General features: G+C 58.3%; 16 protein-coding genes. 13 read left to right on the forward strand and 3 right to left on the reverse strand.

Annotated features, from left to right (window positions below; genetic code table 11):
• The first annotated feature begins 56 nt into the window (after window positions 1-56).
• The 3 genes from fabA to GOW31_RS14350 are packed head-to-tail and all read left to right on the forward strand — an operon-like array spanning window position 57 to window position 2,624.
• A complete protein-coding gene (gene fabA / locus GOW31_RS14340) occupies window positions 57-566 on the forward strand; it encodes a bifunctional 3-hydroxydecanoyl-ACP dehydratase/trans-2-decenoyl-ACP isomerase (RefSeq protein WP_152457158.1) in 510 nt (169 codons plus the stop codon).
• Between the two features lie 31 nt (window positions 567-597).
• Window positions 598-1,827, forward strand: a complete 1,230-nt coding sequence (gene fabB / locus GOW31_RS14345) for a beta-ketoacyl-ACP synthase I (RefSeq protein ID WP_171170947.1) — start codon at window positions 598-600, stop codon at window positions 1,825-1,827.
• A gap of 5 nt (window positions 1,828-1,832) precedes the next feature.
• Complete coding sequence (locus tag GOW31_RS14350) at window positions 1,833-2,624, forward strand: enoyl-ACP reductase (RefSeq protein ID WP_171170948.1); 792 nt, start codon at window positions 1,833-1,835, stop codon at window positions 2,622-2,624.
• A 271-nt stretch (window positions 2,625-2,895) separates the two neighbouring features.
• On the opposite strand, the gene GOW31_RS14355 is transcribed toward GOW31_RS14350, so the two are convergent.
• Window positions 2,896-3,324 (reverse strand): peptidylprolyl isomerase, encoded by a 429-nt coding sequence (locus GOW31_RS14355; RefSeq protein ID WP_171117363.1) that lies wholly within the window; start codon window positions 3,322-3,324, stop codon window positions 2,896-2,898.
• 126 nt (window positions 3,325-3,450) lie between these two features.
• On the opposite strand from GOW31_RS14355, the gene GOW31_RS14360 reads away from it, so the two are divergent.
• From GOW31_RS14360 to GOW31_RS14400, 9 genes are all read left to right on the forward strand, one after another.
• Window positions 3,451-4,137, forward strand: coding sequence for a haloacid dehalogenase type II (locus GOW31_RS14360; protein WP_171170950.1), 687 nt, complete (start codon window positions 3,451-3,453; stop codon window positions 4,135-4,137).
• On the forward strand, window positions 4,137-4,967 hold the full coding sequence (locus GOW31_RS14365) for an alpha/beta fold hydrolase (RefSeq protein ID WP_171170952.1): 831 nt from the start codon (window positions 4,137-4,139) through the stop codon (window positions 4,965-4,967). The genes GOW31_RS14360 and GOW31_RS14365 overlap by 1 nt, the downstream gene beginning before the upstream one ends.
• A complete protein-coding gene (locus GOW31_RS14370; protein WP_171170954.1) occupies window positions 4,964-5,938 on the forward strand; it encodes a threonine/serine dehydratase in 975 nt (324 codons plus the stop codon). The genes GOW31_RS14365 and GOW31_RS14370 overlap by 4 nt, the downstream gene beginning before the upstream one ends.
• Window positions 5,939-5,997: 59 nt before the next feature.
• The gene (gene pcaD, locus GOW31_RS14375; RefSeq protein ID WP_171171022.1) at window positions 5,998-6,786 is read left to right on the forward strand and encodes a 3-oxoadipate enol-lactonase; all 789 of its coding nucleotides are present in this window, start codon (window positions 5,998-6,000) and stop codon (window positions 6,784-6,786) included.
• A 12-nt stretch (window positions 6,787-6,798) separates the two neighbouring features.
• Window positions 6,799-7,512 carry an alpha/beta fold hydrolase gene (locus GOW31_RS14380; RefSeq protein ID WP_171170955.1) on the forward strand — a complete coding sequence of 238 codons (714 nt, stop codon included), beginning with the start codon at window positions 6,799-6,801 and terminating at the stop codon, window positions 7,510-7,512.
• 100 nt (window positions 7,513-7,612) lie between these two features.
• Complete coding sequence (locus GOW31_RS14385; protein WP_171170956.1) at window positions 7,613-8,812, forward strand: TCR/Tet family MFS transporter; 1,200 nt, start codon at window positions 7,613-7,615, stop codon at window positions 8,810-8,812.
• Window positions 8,813-8,894: 82 nt separating this feature from the next.
• A complete protein-coding gene (locus GOW31_RS14390; RefSeq protein WP_171170957.1) occupies window positions 8,895-9,989 on the forward strand; it encodes a Zn-dependent alcohol dehydrogenase in 1,095 nt (364 codons plus the stop codon).
• Window positions 9,990-10,008: 19 nt separating this feature from the next.
• Complete coding sequence (locus GOW31_RS14395) at window positions 10,009-11,241, forward strand: mandelate racemase/muconate lactonizing enzyme family protein (protein ID WP_171170958.1); 1,233 nt, start codon at window positions 10,009-10,011, stop codon at window positions 11,239-11,241.
• Window positions 11,242-11,352: 111 nt separating this feature from the next.
• Window positions 11,353-11,640: a helix-turn-helix transcriptional regulator gene (locus GOW31_RS14400; protein ID WP_170345119.1), complete on the forward strand. Its 288-nt coding sequence runs from the start codon at window positions 11,353-11,355 to the stop codon at window positions 11,638-11,640.
• 3 nt (window positions 11,641-11,643) lie between these two features.
• Here the strand turns inward: GOW31_RS14400 and GOW31_RS14405 are convergent, their stop codons facing one another.
• Window positions 11,644-14,640 (reverse strand): cyclic nucleotide-binding domain-containing protein, encoded by a 2,997-nt coding sequence (locus GOW31_RS14405; protein ID WP_171171024.1) that lies wholly within the window; start codon window positions 14,638-14,640, stop codon window positions 11,644-11,646.
• A 244-nt stretch (window positions 14,641-14,884) separates the two neighbouring features.
• On the opposite strand from GOW31_RS14405, the gene GOW31_RS14410 reads away from it, so the two are divergent.
• Complete coding sequence (locus tag GOW31_RS14410; RefSeq protein WP_371419740.1) at window positions 14,885-15,247, forward strand: DUF3307 domain-containing protein; 363 nt, start codon at window positions 14,885-14,887, stop codon at window positions 15,245-15,247.
• Window positions 15,248-15,253: 6 nt separating this feature from the next.
• On the opposite strand, the gene GOW31_RS14415 is transcribed toward GOW31_RS14410, so the two are convergent.
• Window positions 15,254-15,985 carry a hypothetical protein gene (locus GOW31_RS14415; RefSeq protein ID WP_171170959.1) on the reverse strand — a complete coding sequence of 244 codons (732 nt, stop codon included), beginning with the start codon at window positions 15,983-15,985 and terminating at the stop codon, window positions 15,254-15,256.
• Window positions 15,986-16,017: the final 32 nt, after the last annotated feature.

The raw sequence follows: 16,017 nt of genomic DNA on the forward strand, positions 1-16,017 counted from the left end.
CGGGTGTTAGACGAAGCCAGATGTAAAGACAGACCCCCGGCAGGAAAGGTGGCAGAATGGCCCAGTTCCCTAGCAGTTTTGACAAAGATGATCTGCTGAAATGCGCTCGCGGTGAGTTATTTGGCCCCGGCAACGCACAATTGCCCGCCCCACCGATGCTGATGATGGACCGGATCACCGACATCTCTGCGGATGGTGGTCTGCACGGCAAGGGCCATGTGCTGGCCGAATTCGACATCACACCCGACCTTTGGTTCTTTGAGTGCCACTTTCCGGGCAACCCGATCATGCCGGGCTGTCTGGGGCTGGACGGGCTTTGGCAACTGACCGGTTTCAACCTTGGCTGGCGTGGATGGCAGGGGCGCGGCATGGCCGTTGGCGTCGGCGAAGTAAAGCTGACCGGCATGGTGCGCCCGGACCGCAAGATGCTGACGTATAAAATCGATTTCAAAAAAGCGATTCAAACGCGCCGCCTGACAATGGGTGTGGCGGATGGCATTGTCGAAGCCGATGGCGAGATGATTTATGATGTCAAGGACATGAAGGTCGTTCTGTCCGAGGCCTGAGCCTGAACGGTCTGAAACAAGGAGTGCGCACATGCGTCGAGTAGTCGTCACCGGTCTGGGGGTTGTGTCCTCGATCGGGAACAATGCCGAAGAGGTACTGACCTCGCTCAAAGCAGGTAAATCCGGGATCGTGGCCAGCGAACAGATGGCGGAACATGGTTTTCGCAGCCAGATCGCAGGAACGCTCAAGATCGACGTGGCCCAGCATGTGGACAAGCGCACATTGCGCTTCATGGGTCCAGGGGCGGCCTATGCACATATCGCCATGAGCCAGGCGATTGCCGATTCTGGTCTGACCGAAGACCAGATCGTCAATCCGCGCACCGGGCTTGTTGCTGGCTCTGGCGGACCATCGACCAGCGCGATGCTGACGGCGCATCAGACTGTTCTGAAGACGGGCGCGACCAAGCGCATCGGGCCGTTTGCCGTGCCGAAATGCATGTGCTCGACGATCTCGGCCAATCTGGCGACCGCGTTCAAGATCAAGGGCATCAACTATTCGATCACGTCGGCCTGCTCGACCTCGCTGCATTGCATCGGCAACGCGGCCGAACAGATCATGCTTGGCAAGCAGGACGTCATGTTCGCCGGCGGCGGTGAAGAACTGGACTGGACGCTTTCCTGCCTGTTCGATGCAATGGGCGCCATGTCGTCGAAATATAATGACACACCCGATAAAGCCTCGCGCGCGTTCGACGAAAACCGCGATGGTTTCGTGATTTCGGGCGGCGGTGGAGTCGTTGTTCTGGAAGAGCTGGACCACGCCCTGGCCCGCGGCGCCAAGATTTATGCTGAAGTTACGGGTTATGCCGCAACTTCAGACGGCCACGACATGGTTGCTCCTTCAGGTGAGGGCGGCGAGCGCGCGATGCGACTTGCTCTGGGTACCCTGCCCGAGGGGCGCAAGGTCGGCTATATCAATGCCCACGGCACCTCGACCCCCGTCGGCGATGTGGGTGAGGTAGAGGCGGTGCGCCGCATCTTTGGCGAAGGCAATGTACCCCCCATCTCCTCGACAAAGTCGATGACAGGCCACGCTCAGGGTGCGGCGGGCGCGCTTGAAACTATTTTCTGCCTGCTGATGCTGGAAAATGATTTCATTACACCATCGATCAATGTCGACACGCTTGCCGAAGGCATTCAGCCCGGTGAAATTGCAACTCAAGTGGTTGAAAACGCAGGACTGGACAGTGTTATGACCAACAGCTTCGGCTTTGGCGGCACAAACGGGTCCATGGTTCTTTCAAAGTATAACGGGTGAAAGTAATGTCGGATCTTCTCAAAGGTAAACGCGGCCTGATCATGGGCGTGGCCAATGACCGCTCGATTGCGTGGGGCATTGCCAAGGCCATGCACGAGGCTGGCGCCGAACTGGCATTCACCTATCAGGGCGAGGCATTCGGAAAACGGCTGGAGCCGTTGGCTCAGAGCCTGGGCAGCGATTTCATGGTCGATGCGGATGTCACCGACGACGAGTCTCTGGATCGCGCTTTTGGCGAGCTGGCCGAACGTTGGCCCACCATAGATTTCTTGGTCCATGCTATCGCCTATTCGGATAAGTCCGAGCTGACAGGTCGGTTCCTGAATACCACACGGGCGAATTTCAAGCATTCGATGGATGTTTCGGCCTATTCCTTCATCGAGGTCGCGCGCCGCGCCTATCCGTTGATGAAAGACAATGGCGGTTCCCTGCTGACCCTGACGTATCAGGGCTCCAACCGGGTTGTGCCCAACTACAACGTGATGGGTGTCGCAAAGGCTGCGCTGGAATCAGCAACGCGCTATCTGGCCAACGATCTTGGCCCCGATGGCATCCGCGTGAATGCGATTTCCCCGGGGCCGATGAGAACCCTTGCCGGTGCAGCCATCGGCGGTGCACGCAAGACCTACAAATTCTGCGATCAGAATGCACCGATGCGCTCTAACGCCACACTTGAAGCTGTCGGCGGAACGGCAGTGTACCTGACGTCAGATGCCGGCGCCTGCACGACGGGTGAGATCATCCGCGTTGACGGCGGTTTCCACGTTCTGGGCATGCCTCAACCCGAATCCATGTGACCATATCTTTCCCTGCCGCTGCCCAGATTTTACCATCATTAAGCGGCAGGTAATCGATATGAGCAAACTTGACCAAATCATTGCAAATAATGCACGCGTGACGCAAAGCAGGCGAAAGCCCGGCTTTCTCAGCCAACGGGCCAGGGTGCTATTGCTTACGTTGACTTCGCTGTTGCTGGTATTTGTCTTCTTTACGCAGCCACAGGTGCGGGCTGCGATTCACGCTCTGATAGGGTGAGATCCGGGCCGGACACCCGGCCCGAACCATGTCTCAGTTGACTGAAACGACTTCGATCTCGAAAACCAGATCCTGCCCTGCCAGCGGGTGATTTGCATCCAGGGTAACGGTGGCGTCGTTTGAATCCACAACCGTTACAGGCACGGCCTGACCTTCTGGCGTTTGCATCTGCAACTGTGTCCCTGGATCCAGGGGGATGTCGTCTGGAATGCCTTCACGGGGAATTTCCTGACGCATCGCCGGGTTGATCGGGCCGTAGGCGTCGGTGCAGGCAATCTCGACCCGCGTCTTATCCCCGGTGGACAGGCCCGGCATGGCACGGTCCAGACCCGGGATGATCTGGCCCGACCCGACCACGAATTCCAGCGGATCACGCCCGTCCGAGCTGTCAAAGACTTTGCCGTCCAGCAACGTCCCGGTGTAGTGGATGCGAACCGTGTCGCCTTGTTTGATTTCGGTCATCGTGGCCTCCGGCCGTTCCAAGGGGTTAAGCGGCCAACCCTATAGGTTGACACAATGTTGTAAACCCTCGGCTCTTTCACCCCCTGCGCCGATGTGCCAACCTGCGCGCAATCAAAGGAGGATCATATGGCGATCACGACCTGTGTGTTCGACGCCTACGGAACATTGTTCGATGTTGCCGCGGCTGCCCGACAGGCGGCAGACGAGCCGGGTTTCGAAGCCCTGAAAGACAAATGGACCACCGTTGCGGGGCATTGGCGTCTGAAACAACTGCAATACACATGGCTGCGCGCCGTGGCGGATGCGCATGCGGATTTCTGGGACGTCACCCAGGACGGGCTGGATTGGGCTCTGGAGGCCACAGGCCTGCAAGGCAACCCGGAACTGCGCCAACGTCTGCTTGATCTCTATTGGGAATTGCAGGCCTATCCCGAAGTTCCGGCCATGCTGAAAGCCCTCAAGGATGGTGGGCTGCACATGGCGATCCTGTCCAATGGGTCGCCCCCCATGCTGGACGGAGCCGTGAAGTCCGCCGGAATCGGCGATGTATTGGATGATGTTCTGTCGGTCGAAAGCGTCGGCGTCTTCAAACCCCACGCCCGTGTCTATGATCTGGTGCAAGACAGGTTTGGCTGCGCACGCGATGAGGTCTTGTTCGTCAGTTCGAACGGCTGGGACGCTGCCGGGGCCAGCGGGTACGGTTTTGTGACCGCATGGGTCAATCGGATTGGTGAACCCATGGATCGCCTTCCCTGGACACCTGCGCATGTGCTGTCCGATCTGACCTCGATTCCCAAGCTGGCCGGTCTCTGATGTCAGAATTCATGACAACGGACGGCAGGCGCATCTATTTCGAAGAGGCCGGCACCGGCACGCCGCTTTTGTGCCTGGCTGGTCTGACCCGAAACAGCCGCGACTTTTCGTTTTTTGCGCCACATGCCTCGGGCCTGCGCATGATCGCCATGGATTACAGGGGGCGCGGGCGTTCGGAATACGACTCCGATTTCATGAACTACAATATCTTCCGCGAATCCCATGACGCGATTGAGCTGCTCGATCATCTGGGGATCGCTAAAGCAGTCATTCTGGGAACATCGCGCGGCGGGCTGATCGCCATGGCGCTGGCCGCAAGCCACCCCGAACGTCTGGCCGCCGTAATTCTGAATGACGTGGGGCCGGTTATCGAGCCGTCGGGCATCGCCAAGATCATGGCCTACGTGGGGGCGCAGCCCACGGCCAAAACCTATGATGAAGCCGCCGCCGCATTGAAACACGTAATGGAGCCGCAATTTCCCGGTGTTCCACTGGAAACCTGGCGCAAACAGGCAGAATTTCAGTATGAAATGCGCAAGGGTGGGCTGAAGCTGCGATATGATCCAGCCTTGCGCAAGGCGCTTCTTGAACAAGCTGCAAGCGGGGCAGCCCCTGATCTATGGGTGTTCTTCGAAGCCTTGCGCGACATTCCCACCGGTGTGATCCGGGGCGCGAATTCCGATGTTCTGGACGTGGCCACTCTGGCCGAGATGCGGCACCGACACCCGGGCCTGATCTCGGTCGAGGTACCAGATCGTGGGCATGTTCCTTTCCTGAACGAACCCCAATCACTGGACCTGATACAGAAGGTATTGAAGAACGCCGCATGAGCACATTTGAGATGATCGAAGCCGCCGCAGAGCGGCTGAAAGGACACGTTCGCGAAACGCCGATCCTGTCGTCGCCCTTTCTCGATACGCTTGCGGGCCGCCGGATTTGGGTCAAACCGGAATGCCTGCAACATACCGGCAGTTTCAAGTTTCGCGGCGCGTGGTCGGCCATTTCGGCGCTGGATGAGGGCATACGCCAGCGTGGTGTGATCGCATATTCATCAGGCAACCATGCGCAAGGCGTTGCGATGGCCGCCGCGAAGCACGGGATTGCCTCGGTCATTGTCATGCCGTCGGACGCGCCGCAACTCAAGATCGACAACACCCGTGCGCTGGGCGGCGAAGTCGTTTTGTACGATCGTGCGAATGAAAGACGGGAGGAAATAGGCGAAGCCATCGCTGCCGAACGTGGTCTGACCCTGATCCGCCCCTATGACGAACCGCAGGTCATCGCGGGGCAAGGCACAACCGGGCTGGAAATCGCCAGGCAGGCAGCGGAAATTGGGGTTTCGCAGGCGGATGTTCTGATCTGTTGCGGCGGCGGAGGTTTGACCTCGGGCATTGCGCTGGCGCTGGAGAAACACGCGCCGAATTTGCGGGCGCGCCCCTGTGAGCCGGAAGGGTTCGACGACGTCAAACGATCCTTGGCGTCAGGTCGCATTCAAAACAACAATGCGGCGTCGGGTAACATATGCGATGCGATCCTGACACCGCAGCCCGGCGACATCACCTTTCCGATCCTTCACCGTCTTTGCGGCCCCGGACTTTCTGTCACCGAAGACGAGGCATTGCAGGCCATGGCATATGCCTTTCTGCGCCTTAAAATCGTGTTGGAACCCGGCGGCGCCGTAGCCCTGGCCGCAGCCCTTTTCCGGGGCGACGAGATCGAAGGCGACGACGTGATCGTCGTCACATCGGGCGGGAATGTCGATCCGGGAATATTTGCTAAGGCGTTGGAATTCCTGACCTGACATGGGTGCGAAAGCTGTGCAAATTGCATCAGGACCGCATGACGACAAGGACCTTTGTCATGATGATCGCTGATCTGGGCGACGTGAAACTGAACTATCGCATCGACGGCCCCACGGACGGTGCACCCATTGTGTTTGCCAATTCCCTGGGAACCGACCTGCATCTCTGGGACGCGGTGCTGCCATACATGCCCGACGGGCTGCGCGTCATCCGGTATGACAAACGTGGGCACGGGCAATCCTCGGTGCCCCCTGCACCCTATTCGATGGGCGCTTTGGTGCGGGATGCCGAGGCGCTGCTGGATCACCTTCAGGTTCGCGATTGCGTCTTTGTCGGCCTCTCGATTGGCGGGATGATCGCGCAGGGGCTGGCGGTCAAACGCATGGACCAGTTTCGTGCGCTGGTGCTGTCGAACACCGCTGCCAAGATCGCTACGCCTTCGATCTGGCAAGAGCGCATTCAGGCGGTGCGAAAGGGCGGGATCGAGGCTCTGGCCGATGCCACGATGGAGCGTTGGTTCTCGCGCGAATACCGCCGCGCCCAAAACCACCTGCCCTGGCGCGATATGATGGTCAGCCAACCAGTCGAAGGGTATCTGGGCTGCTGTGCCGCCATTGCCGGTACCGACTTTTATACCCCCACAAGCGGCCTGCGCCTGCCCACGCTTGGGATTGCGGGCAGCGAAGACGGATCGACCCCGCCCGATCTGGTGCGGGAAACGATTGATCTTGTTCCCGGATCCCGATTTCGGCTGATCCGCCGCGCCGGACATTTGCCTTGCGTTGAGAAACCCGCGGAATACGCAGAAATCCTGACCGGATTTCTGACCGAGATCGGACATGTCTGAAGGAGAATGACAATGACGTCCTTCCTGTTGGTCCATGGCTCGTGTCACGGCGCCTGGTGCTGGCGCGACCTGATCCCCGCTTTGGAAGCCCTGGGCCATACCGCCCGCGCCATCGACATGCCCAGCCATGGTGCAGACCCCACGCCGGTGGCCGACGTCACGCTGGACAGTTGCCGCGATGCCATTTTGAACGCCTGTACACCCGATACGATCGTCGTCGGCCATTCCTGGGCCGGCTTTCCGATCAGCGCAGCGGCCGAGGCGCGCCCGGATGCAATGCGCGCTTTGATTTACCTGTGTGCCTATGTCCCCCGGGATGGTCTTTCGATGGCGGAAATGCGCAGGCGCGGGTCGCGGCAAACCATTGCGCACGCAGTGGAAAAATCTGCGGACGGGCTTTCCTATACCGTGTCCGTGGATGCGGTCCCACAGCTGTTTTATCACGATTGCCCGGACGACATCCTGCCATACGCATACGCGCGCCTGTGTCCGCAAGCCATCCTGCCACAAGAAACACCGCTGCCTGTCGGCGCACGCTTTGCCAAGGTCCCCAAGGCCTATATCCGAACAACCGACGACCACACGATACCGACCGAGTACCAGGCAGACATGAGCGCCTGCGTCCCCGAAAACCTTCGACGTACAATCGACAGCTCGCATTCGCCGTTTTTTTCACATCCGCAGGAATTGGCTGAGCTTCTGTCCGAGCTGGCGGGCAAACTCTAGCAACCTGCCGCAACGACATGGGGTGTCCGGCGGAACTGTCTCTTTCCTCATTCGTCGGGCATGACTAGGGTGCCGCTCACAACTCATTTGTTCAGGTCCCATGCGTCTGCCGTTTTTCTTCATCCTCGGCATCGTCATGATCGATGCTATGGGCATTGGTCTTGTGATGCCGATCATGCCGCAACTGATTGTCGAGGTTCAGGGCGGCACCCTGGCCAATGCCGCGATCTGGGGCGGTGTGCTGAGCACAGCCTTTGCCGCGATGCAATTCATCTTCGGCCCCATTCTGGGAAATCTGTCCGATGCTTACGGGCGTAGAACGGTATTGCTGGTGTCCTTGTTCGTCATGGCGCTGGACTATGTCGTCATGGCCATGGCGGGCAGCATCTGGCTTTTGCTGGTCGGACGTATCATTGGCGGCATCACGGCGGCCACCCATTCGACAGCGGCGGCTTTCATGGCGGATGTGTCCGACCCAAAAGACAAGGCCGCAAATTTCGGCCTTCTGGGCGCCGCTTTTGGCGTGGGGTTCGTCCTGGGTCCGGTGATCGGCGGATTGCTAAGCGAATTTGGAACTCGTGCACCGTTCTGGGCTGCTGCGGGTTTGGCGGCGTTGACCTTCTGCATCGGATATTTCGTGATGCCCGAAACGGTGACCGATGAAAACAGGCGTGCCTTCAACCTGCGACGCGCGAACCCGGTGAACTCGCTTCGCGCCATAGCATCATTGCCCGGCATCCAGCCGATGCTGTGGGTCTATTTCCTGTATTCGGTTTCAATCTACGTCTATCCGGCCATCTGGTCCTATTTCACGACCGAGCGCTTCGGTTGGTCCGCGCAGATGATCGGCCTGTCGCTTGGAATCTATGGTATCGGCATGGCCGTCGTGCAAGGCGGTCTGATCCGCCCGGCCATCCGGCTTTTGGGCGAGCGGGCAACAATCATCTATGGCATGATCTTTGAAATCATAAGCTTCGCGATTCTGGCCTTTCTGACCAACGGCCTGATTGCACTGCTTCTCATTCCGATTACCGCCATTGGGGCGGTCATCACGCCCGCCCTTCAGGCGATGATGTCACGGGCCACACCAGATTCGCAGCAAGGCGAATTGCAAGGTGTCCTGACTGCGTTGCATGCGCTTTCGATGGTGATCTCACCGTTGGTGATGACCAGCGTATTCGCGCAGTTCATTCGACCTGACACCCCGCTCTACCTGCCCGGCGCCCCTTTCCTGCTGGCACTCATGTTGATGCTGGCAGGGTTCCTTCTGTTTAGACGGTCCCGGCCTGTCGTAGCGTAACAACGACACGCAAATGGCGGTTTCTGCCTTGCGAGCCGCCTTTTCCCGCGCCACCGTGAACCCAACGGGAGTGAGGGACAACATGCAAAAAATCAAAGCCGCAGTCTGCCGGGCATTTGGCGAGCCACTGGTGATCGAAGACGTTCATCTGGGCCCCCCTGACACGGGCGAGGTCGAGGTGACACTGGATGCCGTGGCCATCTGCCATTCGGACATTTCCTATGCCGAAGGCGCATGGGGAGGGTTCCTGCCAGCCGTTTACGGGCACGAAGCCGCAGGCGTGATCACCGCAGTCGGAGAGGCGGCCGGGGATTTCAAGGTCGGCGACCCTGTGGTGGTGACCCTGATCCGCGCCTGCGGGTCTTGCCCTGCTTGCGCAGGCGGGCAACCGACAATTTGCGAAACACCCTACGACACTGTCAAAGGTCCGTTGAAAACAGGCGATGGCGGCCCGCTCGAACAGGCGATGGCATGCGGGGCCTTTGCCGAAAAGGTCGTGGTAAGCCACCGCCAGATCGTCAAAATCCCGGATGACCTGCCCAAGGAACTGGCCAGCCTGCTGTCCTGCGGTGTGATCACCGGGGTCGGCGCTGCGGTGAATGCGGCGGGCGTGCGCCCCGGTCAGGACGTGGTGGTCATTGGGGCCGGCGGTGTCGGCCTGAACGCAATTCAAGGCGCGCGGATTGCAGGCGCCCGGCGGATCGTGGCCGTGGACATGACCGAAGAAAAGCTTGAGATCGCCAAAGAGTTCGGCGCAACCCACGGCGTTTTGGCCAGCTTGGATCAACCTTGGAAAGCTGCATACAGGGCGCTGGGTGGACGCGGTGCCGATGCCGTTCTGATCACTGTCGGCGCGGTTCCCGCTTATGATCAGGCTCCGCGCTATCTTGGGCGCGGCGGCAAGGCGATCATGATCGGGATGCCACATTCCGGTGACATGGCCAGCTATGAACCTGTTGTATTGGCAGCCCTGGGCCAGGGTATCGTCGGGTCGAAAATGGGCGACGTGGTCATTCAGCGCGACATACCATGGATGGTGGACCTGTATAAGCAGGGGCGGCTGAAACTGGACGAGCTGATCTCGGGCCGCTGGTCTCTGGATCAGATCAACGAGGCCATCGCCGACACCAAAACCGGATCGGCCAAGCGAAATGTGATCCTGTTCGACAGGACCTGACCCACCGAAAGGATTTGGGATGAAACTTCAGGATCTCGACGTCATCGTCACCGCCCCGCCCGCTCCGGGCTGGGGAGGGCGATACTGGATACTTGTCAAAGTGACGACCGATACCGGCATCACGGGATGGGGTGAATGTTATGCCTCGTCCGTAGGCCCCGAAGCGATGCGTCATGTCATTCAGGACGTGTTCGACCGGCATATGTTAGGAGAAAACCCCGAAAACATTGAACTCATGTTCCGCCGCGCCTATTCCAGCGGCTTTACGCAGCGCCCGGACCTGACGGTGATGGGCGCATTCTCGGGGTTGGAAATCGCCTGCTGGGACATTCTGGGCAAAGATCGCGACAGGCCGGTGCATGCGCTGCTGGGCGGCAGGATGAATGACCGGATCCGGGCCTATACCTACCTGTACCCCCTGCCCCAGCACAACCTGAACGATTTCTGGACCTCTGCCGAACAGGCCGGTGAAACGGCGGCGGAAATGGTAAAACGTGGCTACACTGCCGTGAAATTCGACCCGGCCGGCCCCTATACGATCCGCGGCGGGCACATGCCCGCGATGCGCGACATTTCCATGTCCGTCGCCTTCTGCAAGGCGATCCGCGAGGCCGTGGGGGACAGGGCCGATCTGCTGTTCGGTACCCATGGCCAGTTCAACACAGCCGGTGCAATTCGGCTGGGGCAGGCGTTGGAACCATACCAACCCCTGTGGTTCGAAGAACCTACGCCGCCGGACAATATCGAAGACATGGCCCGCGTCGCGCGCAATGTACGCATTCCGGTTGCCACCGGAGAACGGATGACCACAAAGGCCGAATTCGGAGCCGTCCTGCGCGCCGGAGCGGCCGAAATCCTGCAACCGGCCCTGGGACGCGCAGGCGGAATCTGGGAGATGAAGAAAGTCGCGGCCATGGCCGAGGTCTTCAACGCGCAGATGGCTCCGCACCTGTATGCCGGTCCGGTGGAATGGGCCGCCAATATTCATCTGGCGGCGTCCATTCCCAACCTGCTGCTTCTGGAAACCATCGAAACACCTTTCCACGATCAACTGATCAAGGGATCGATCCGGGTCGAGAATGGCTTTGTCGCCGCCCCGGATGCTCCGGGCCTTGGGATCGATGTCGATGAAGACCTGGCCCGCGCGCACCCATATGACGGAGACGGTTTGCATCTGCAAATGCAGGAAGACCCATGCGATTACGTTGAAGGCAACGCTTTTCAAGGGGGCGCCCCGGCAACCGAGGGGTGACAATATCAATGGCCTTGATGCATATTGGCATCACAAACGCGATATGACGGTCAGAAAGTGGCACTTAACGAAACCGAACCTCAGGAACACCCAACAGACGCTCTGCCGGACATGAAAGACAATGCTGCACGCGCGGCTGCATTTCTTAAAACACTGGCGCACGAGGGGCGTCTGATGATCTTGTGCCATCTTGGTGGTGGTGAAAAATCCGTTGGCCAACTTGAAGAGCTGCTTCAGCTGCGGCAGGCCGCAGTCAGCCAGATGCTGGCGCGCCTGCGCGAGGAAGAGTTGGTCTCGACGCGTCGGGAAGGCAAAACAATCTATTATTCATTGCGCGACGGCGCCACGGAAAAAGTGATCCGTCTGCTTTATGATTTGTTCTGCAACACGGACTGCTGATCGCTAATTGGACACATAGCCGGCGATCACCTGCAACAGCTTGAATGCGGTCGCCGCGTCGTTTTCCACAACGGCAAGGAATTCTTCTTCACCGATCCGCAAGCAGGAAAGCTGGGTTTCTGCCACCATGCTCAGCGCACGCGGTTCTTTTCTGATCAGGCCCAACTCTCCGACCAAAGCACCAGGCCCGACTTTGGTGATCAATTGGTCAGGCCCCTGTTCTTGCGGCAGGTACAGACCTGCTTCGCCCTCCAGCACCACATAGGCACCGTCGGTGGGTTGGTCATCTTTCAAGAACACCACCTGCCCTGGCTCGGCATCAAACCAGCGCGCACCAAAGGCCAGCAGGCGCAGCTGCCGCCGATCCAGACCCGAAAACAACGGGGTTTGTTCCAGAGCGCGCAGTTTCCGCGTCAAATCCGCCGATGCTGCACTGTCTTCCTCCACCTCCACAGGCCCTCCGTCCGAGACCACACGACCTTGCCGGATTTCCACATACATGTCGAATGCACCGGGGTTTTCGAACTGATCATTCAGATAGACAACAGTGGTGTCCGGCAGCAGTTCACGAAGCCGTTTATAGACAGCAACCTGCGTTTTCATGTCGTAGCTGGCCAGCGCATTTTCCAGAATCAGGATGTCAGGTTTCTTGATCGTCGCACGGGTAAAGGCCAAGGGTTCGGCAAATACCGCCGGAAGATTCTGACCGCCCAAAGCAACCTGCACATCATAGATCAGCTCTGTGACCAATGGGCGCGCGCCGTTTTCAGCCAACACATCGACAATCACCTTGCGGGCTTCGTCCGAACGGGAACCGCCAATCTGGCTGACTTTTCCGAACAGCGCATTTTCCATGACCGTCAATCCGGGCGCAAAGACGTTCGGATCCAATGGAACGAAGACGTCTTGCAAACGCTCCATCAGTTTCTCGGAATGGCTGTGCCGGAGTTCAAGGATGCGATCCTTCAGTTCATCCGTGAACGCAGGTCCGATCTGTTCGGCAGAGATCACAAATGGCACCGCCAACATGTTGGCAAGCTGTTCGTCATCCAGCCCGTCCGAACCTTCTTTGCGGGTCTGGTCCACCAGATCCACTGCAATTTCATAGGTTTTTGCATCAAGACCAAGCTTTTGGAACAACGGGTGGTCGGTTCCATCGATCCCGAAGATCTGGCGCAGCATGTCGATCACATCGCGTGTCAACGCGATCAATGTCTCGTCCAGCCCCAGTTCACGCAACTGTCCGAGAAAGACCTTTTGCTGCGCAAGCAAAGCCTGTGTCACAGGAACACGTGGCGTTGCGAAAAGCAGGTTTTCAGCCACAGGCAGGGCCGCGTTATAGGTGTTCCGGTCAAAGACAAGCGCCTGTTGTTCCAGCCCGGCCTCCCGAACGGCCTGCTGCACGACCGGGCGCAGCTCGATCAGTTTCTTTGCCAATTCACAATGCTCGGCCGCATCGAAACTCTGTTCGGCGCCTCGTTGGAACAGCGCTGCGCCAAACCCCATTCCATCAATCAACTGCAACCACCAGGCACGCAGTTCTGCGGCGTCCTGAAAGCCGGCCAGAGTTGGGTCCAACCATTCCGCCCTGAACGGATCGGCACTGTTGCCCGCCCTCAGAGTTTCAAGAAAATCCGGATCGTCCGGCGGGTCAGTCAGCGGTTTGAACCGCATCGGCATCATCACGTTGTCGCCCAGCGTACCCTGAAACATGACAGGGCGTGATGTGACATACCCGATACGCGCGGCGACAACCGCCTGATGCACCTCGGCCAGTTTCAGATCCCCGATCCGAACCTGGCCAGCACTTGGACGTATTTCCCGTGTCAGCAATTCGCCGATGGCGCGTCGATCTTCCTCGCTGGGGGCGGCGATCCCAATTGTCTTTCCGGCAGGAAAACTGAGGTCCAGATCATCAAGCACCTGATTGCCATCCATGTCGCGCACCGAAACGTGATCCAGCACGATGTCGCCGTTCAGGTGCGGCCACTCGGTAGGTTCACCTTTGAACAAGGTTTCATCATGCATTCCGGCCGGGGCAAAACGGTCAAGAACCACATCCCAGCGCAGCGACATGTCCTGGGTCTGGTTGTAATAGGTCAGCAGTTCCTTCCAAGGTGAGCTGAGATCCTTGTACGCAGCCAATGCGGCAACCAGCGCCCCCAGTGAAACCGAGCCCTGAAGCACCAACAGACCACCAACCAGATAGAACATGAACGGTGTAAGCTGCGAGATGAAGTTGTTCAGGAATTTCATGAAAAACTTCTTTTGATAGATCTCGAAACGGATGCCGAACAGGCGTCCCAATTGCTCTGAGATCATCGACCGGCGAAAACGCCAGCCGCCATTGGTCCGCAGGGTGGACGCGCCCGCTGCGTTCTCGCCGATCTGCGCCGCCAGAACCCGAACCTCCTGAATGCGTTTTTTGTTCAGCAGATTGATCTGGCGTTGCAGCTTGGGGATCAACCAGGCCTGCAAGGGTATCAGCGCCACCGCGGCCAGCCCGAACCAGACGCTTTGCAGGAACAGGAAGGAAAGTATGGTGATCATTTGGCCGGCCTGAAGAACCGGCTGGCTGATCGCATCGCCCATCAGGCCGCCCATCGGCTCGCTTTCGGCGGTGATCATTGACACCATTTCACCTTGGCTGACACGCTCGAAATAGGGTTGAGGAAAGCGCAGCGCCCGGCTGATCAACTGATAGCGGAAGCGCCGCAGCATCCGTTCACTCAGCACGCCCTTCATGGTGTTGATGCGCATTTTCATCAGGCCGTGGCACAGCACGGCCGCCAGAAAGGCAAAGCACAGAACGACCAGAAAACTGGTCTGCGACATGGAATAGCCCCAGATCGTCACCTCAGAGGTGGACGACCCGATCGCGTCATTGATTATTCGTTTTGGCAACTCAAGTGTGAGGTACAGCAAAGGAAACAGCGTCGCCGTCACGGCCAGCAGGATCAGCTGTTCGCGCTTGGAGTATTTCCAGATAAAGCGGAAAATTGTGCGTTCTATGGAACCTGCCCCTGCTGCTGACCTTCGACGTGGATTAAACGCAATGCATGCAATTTCAACAGCATGAATCAAATATCATCCAGACAGGATAAGCAAATTTTTCCCTTTTGGAAAATTTCTTGAACGAATGTGAACTAGTTCATTTACGCGTGCCCGTTTTATTGCCTAATGTTGGCGGCAGAACGATATCGGGAGGGTTCTTTTGACTGCCAGTATTGGCGCAGTGTTTCTTATGCTTTGTCTTTTGTTGATCAAGCATATGTTCGCTGACTACTACCTCCAGACACCGAAGATGCTTTCCGGTCGGGGTGAGTATTTTCACTTGGGACGCGCGCAACATGCCGCTGTGCATGTTGTGGGTTCTGTCGTCGTTTTTTTGGTGTTCGGCGCGCCGTTGTCTTTTATTCTGATTGTCGGGGCGCTGGAATGGTTCATCCATTTCAATATCGATTTCATCAAGGCCAGCTATTCAGACAAAAAACGACTTGAGCCAACGCAACCCGCTTTTTGGCGCGCTGCAGGTTTGGATCAGTTGATGCACAACCTAACTTATGTTGCGATGGTTTGGGCCTGGGTTACTTTCGCCGCCGCCTGAACGGTGTCAGGCCGCGTTCTCCGATACGGCAAGCCGATAGGCCCTTAGCCACATCCGATCCAATGCGTCAATCGCAGCAGGGTCGAACCGGTGTTCAACTTCCCAATACCGACCAGAGGCTACATAATATCCAAGATCATCTTCCATTCGCTGCACACTGTGCATGGCTACAATATCGGGAAGCGGCGCGGCCGTCAGGTCAGATATGTTGACGGATGGAAACACCAGCCGGCTTGGCGCGCTGGACAACCGTACGGTTCTGCACCCCTGAGCGGCTGCAAAAAGACCCAGTCGAGCGGCCTTCGCTTCAAGCGAACGCAGTGTCACGTCCTCTCGCAAAGGGTCCGCAGTGCCATTTCCGTAAAAATGTGTTCGTCCCGATCCTGAATACATCATGTCGCAACCGGAAAAAGCCAGAACACCCGGCTTCAGGGCTGACAAAGCCCAATAGCCTGCCGTGAAAGCCATCGTTCCGCCGGCATAGACGAACCCGCCATAGTCATTCTGTCTTGGGACGTATTCGTCGGCAGTGACTATGTGTTGAGTGCCAAAAACTTTTCCAAGGCGGCGCTCTGCCGGGAAGTCTTCGGGGTGGATCAGGTAATCCCAGTCTTCTCGGATGCGCCACGCGTTGTTGATGGCGACGATATGCGTGAAAGGCGCGCGCGACCATGCCCGCGCCTCCAGCGCCGATGGGGCGCTGCCAAGGATCAATACGGTTGTCTTTCGGTCGGTCATGTCAGGGCCGGGCTTGTTGACAGCCACACACG

Source organism: Ruegeria sp. HKCCA0370 (assembly GCF_013033705.1).
Taxonomy (GTDB): Bacteria; Pseudomonadota; Alphaproteobacteria; order Rhodobacterales; family Rhodobacteraceae; genus Ruegeria.

Bases quoted from the DNA above. Each gene is read 5' to 3' on its own strand.
- fabA (WP_152457158.1), top strand. From the start codon at position 57: ATGGCCCAGTTCCCTAGCAGTTTTGACAAAGATGATCTGCTGAAATGC.
- fabB (WP_171170947.1), top strand. From the start codon at position 598: ATGCGTCGAGTAGTCGTCACCGGTCTGGGGGTTGTGTCCTCGATCGGG.
- GOW31_RS14350 (WP_171170948.1), top strand. From the start codon at position 1,833: ATGTCGGATCTTCTCAAAGGTAAACGCGGCCTGATCATGGGCGTGGCC.
- GOW31_RS14355 (WP_171117363.1), bottom strand. From the start codon at position 3,324: ATGACCGAAATCAAACAAGGCGACACGGTTCGCATCCACTACACCGGG.
- GOW31_RS14360 (WP_171170950.1), top strand. From the start codon at position 3,451: ATGGCGATCACGACCTGTGTGTTCGACGCCTACGGAACATTGTTCGAT.
- GOW31_RS14365 (WP_171170952.1), top strand. From the start codon at position 4,137: ATGTCAGAATTCATGACAACGGACGGCAGGCGCATCTATTTCGAAGAG.
- GOW31_RS14370 (WP_171170954.1), top strand. From the start codon at position 4,964: ATGAGCACATTTGAGATGATCGAAGCCGCCGCAGAGCGGCTGAAAGGA.
- pcaD (WP_171171022.1), top strand. From the start codon at position 5,998: ATGATGATCGCTGATCTGGGCGACGTGAAACTGAACTATCGCATCGAC.
- GOW31_RS14380 (WP_171170955.1), top strand. From the start codon at position 6,799: ATGACGTCCTTCCTGTTGGTCCATGGCTCGTGTCACGGCGCCTGGTGC.
- GOW31_RS14385 (WP_171170956.1), top strand. From the start codon at position 7,613: ATGCGTCTGCCGTTTTTCTTCATCCTCGGCATCGTCATGATCGATGCT.
- GOW31_RS14390 (WP_171170957.1), top strand. From the start codon at position 8,895: ATGCAAAAAATCAAAGCCGCAGTCTGCCGGGCATTTGGCGAGCCACTG.
- GOW31_RS14395 (WP_171170958.1), top strand. From the start codon at position 10,009: ATGAAACTTCAGGATCTCGACGTCATCGTCACCGCCCCGCCCGCTCCG.
- GOW31_RS14400 (WP_170345119.1), top strand. From the start codon at position 11,353: ATGAAAGACAATGCTGCACGCGCGGCTGCATTTCTTAAAACACTGGCG.
- GOW31_RS14410 (WP_371419740.1), top strand. From the start codon at position 14,885: ATGCTTTGTCTTTTGTTGATCAAGCATATGTTCGCTGACTACTACCTC.
- GOW31_RS14415 (WP_171170959.1), bottom strand. From the start codon at position 15,985: ATGACCGACCGAAAGACAACCGTATTGATCCTTGGCAGCGCCCCATCG.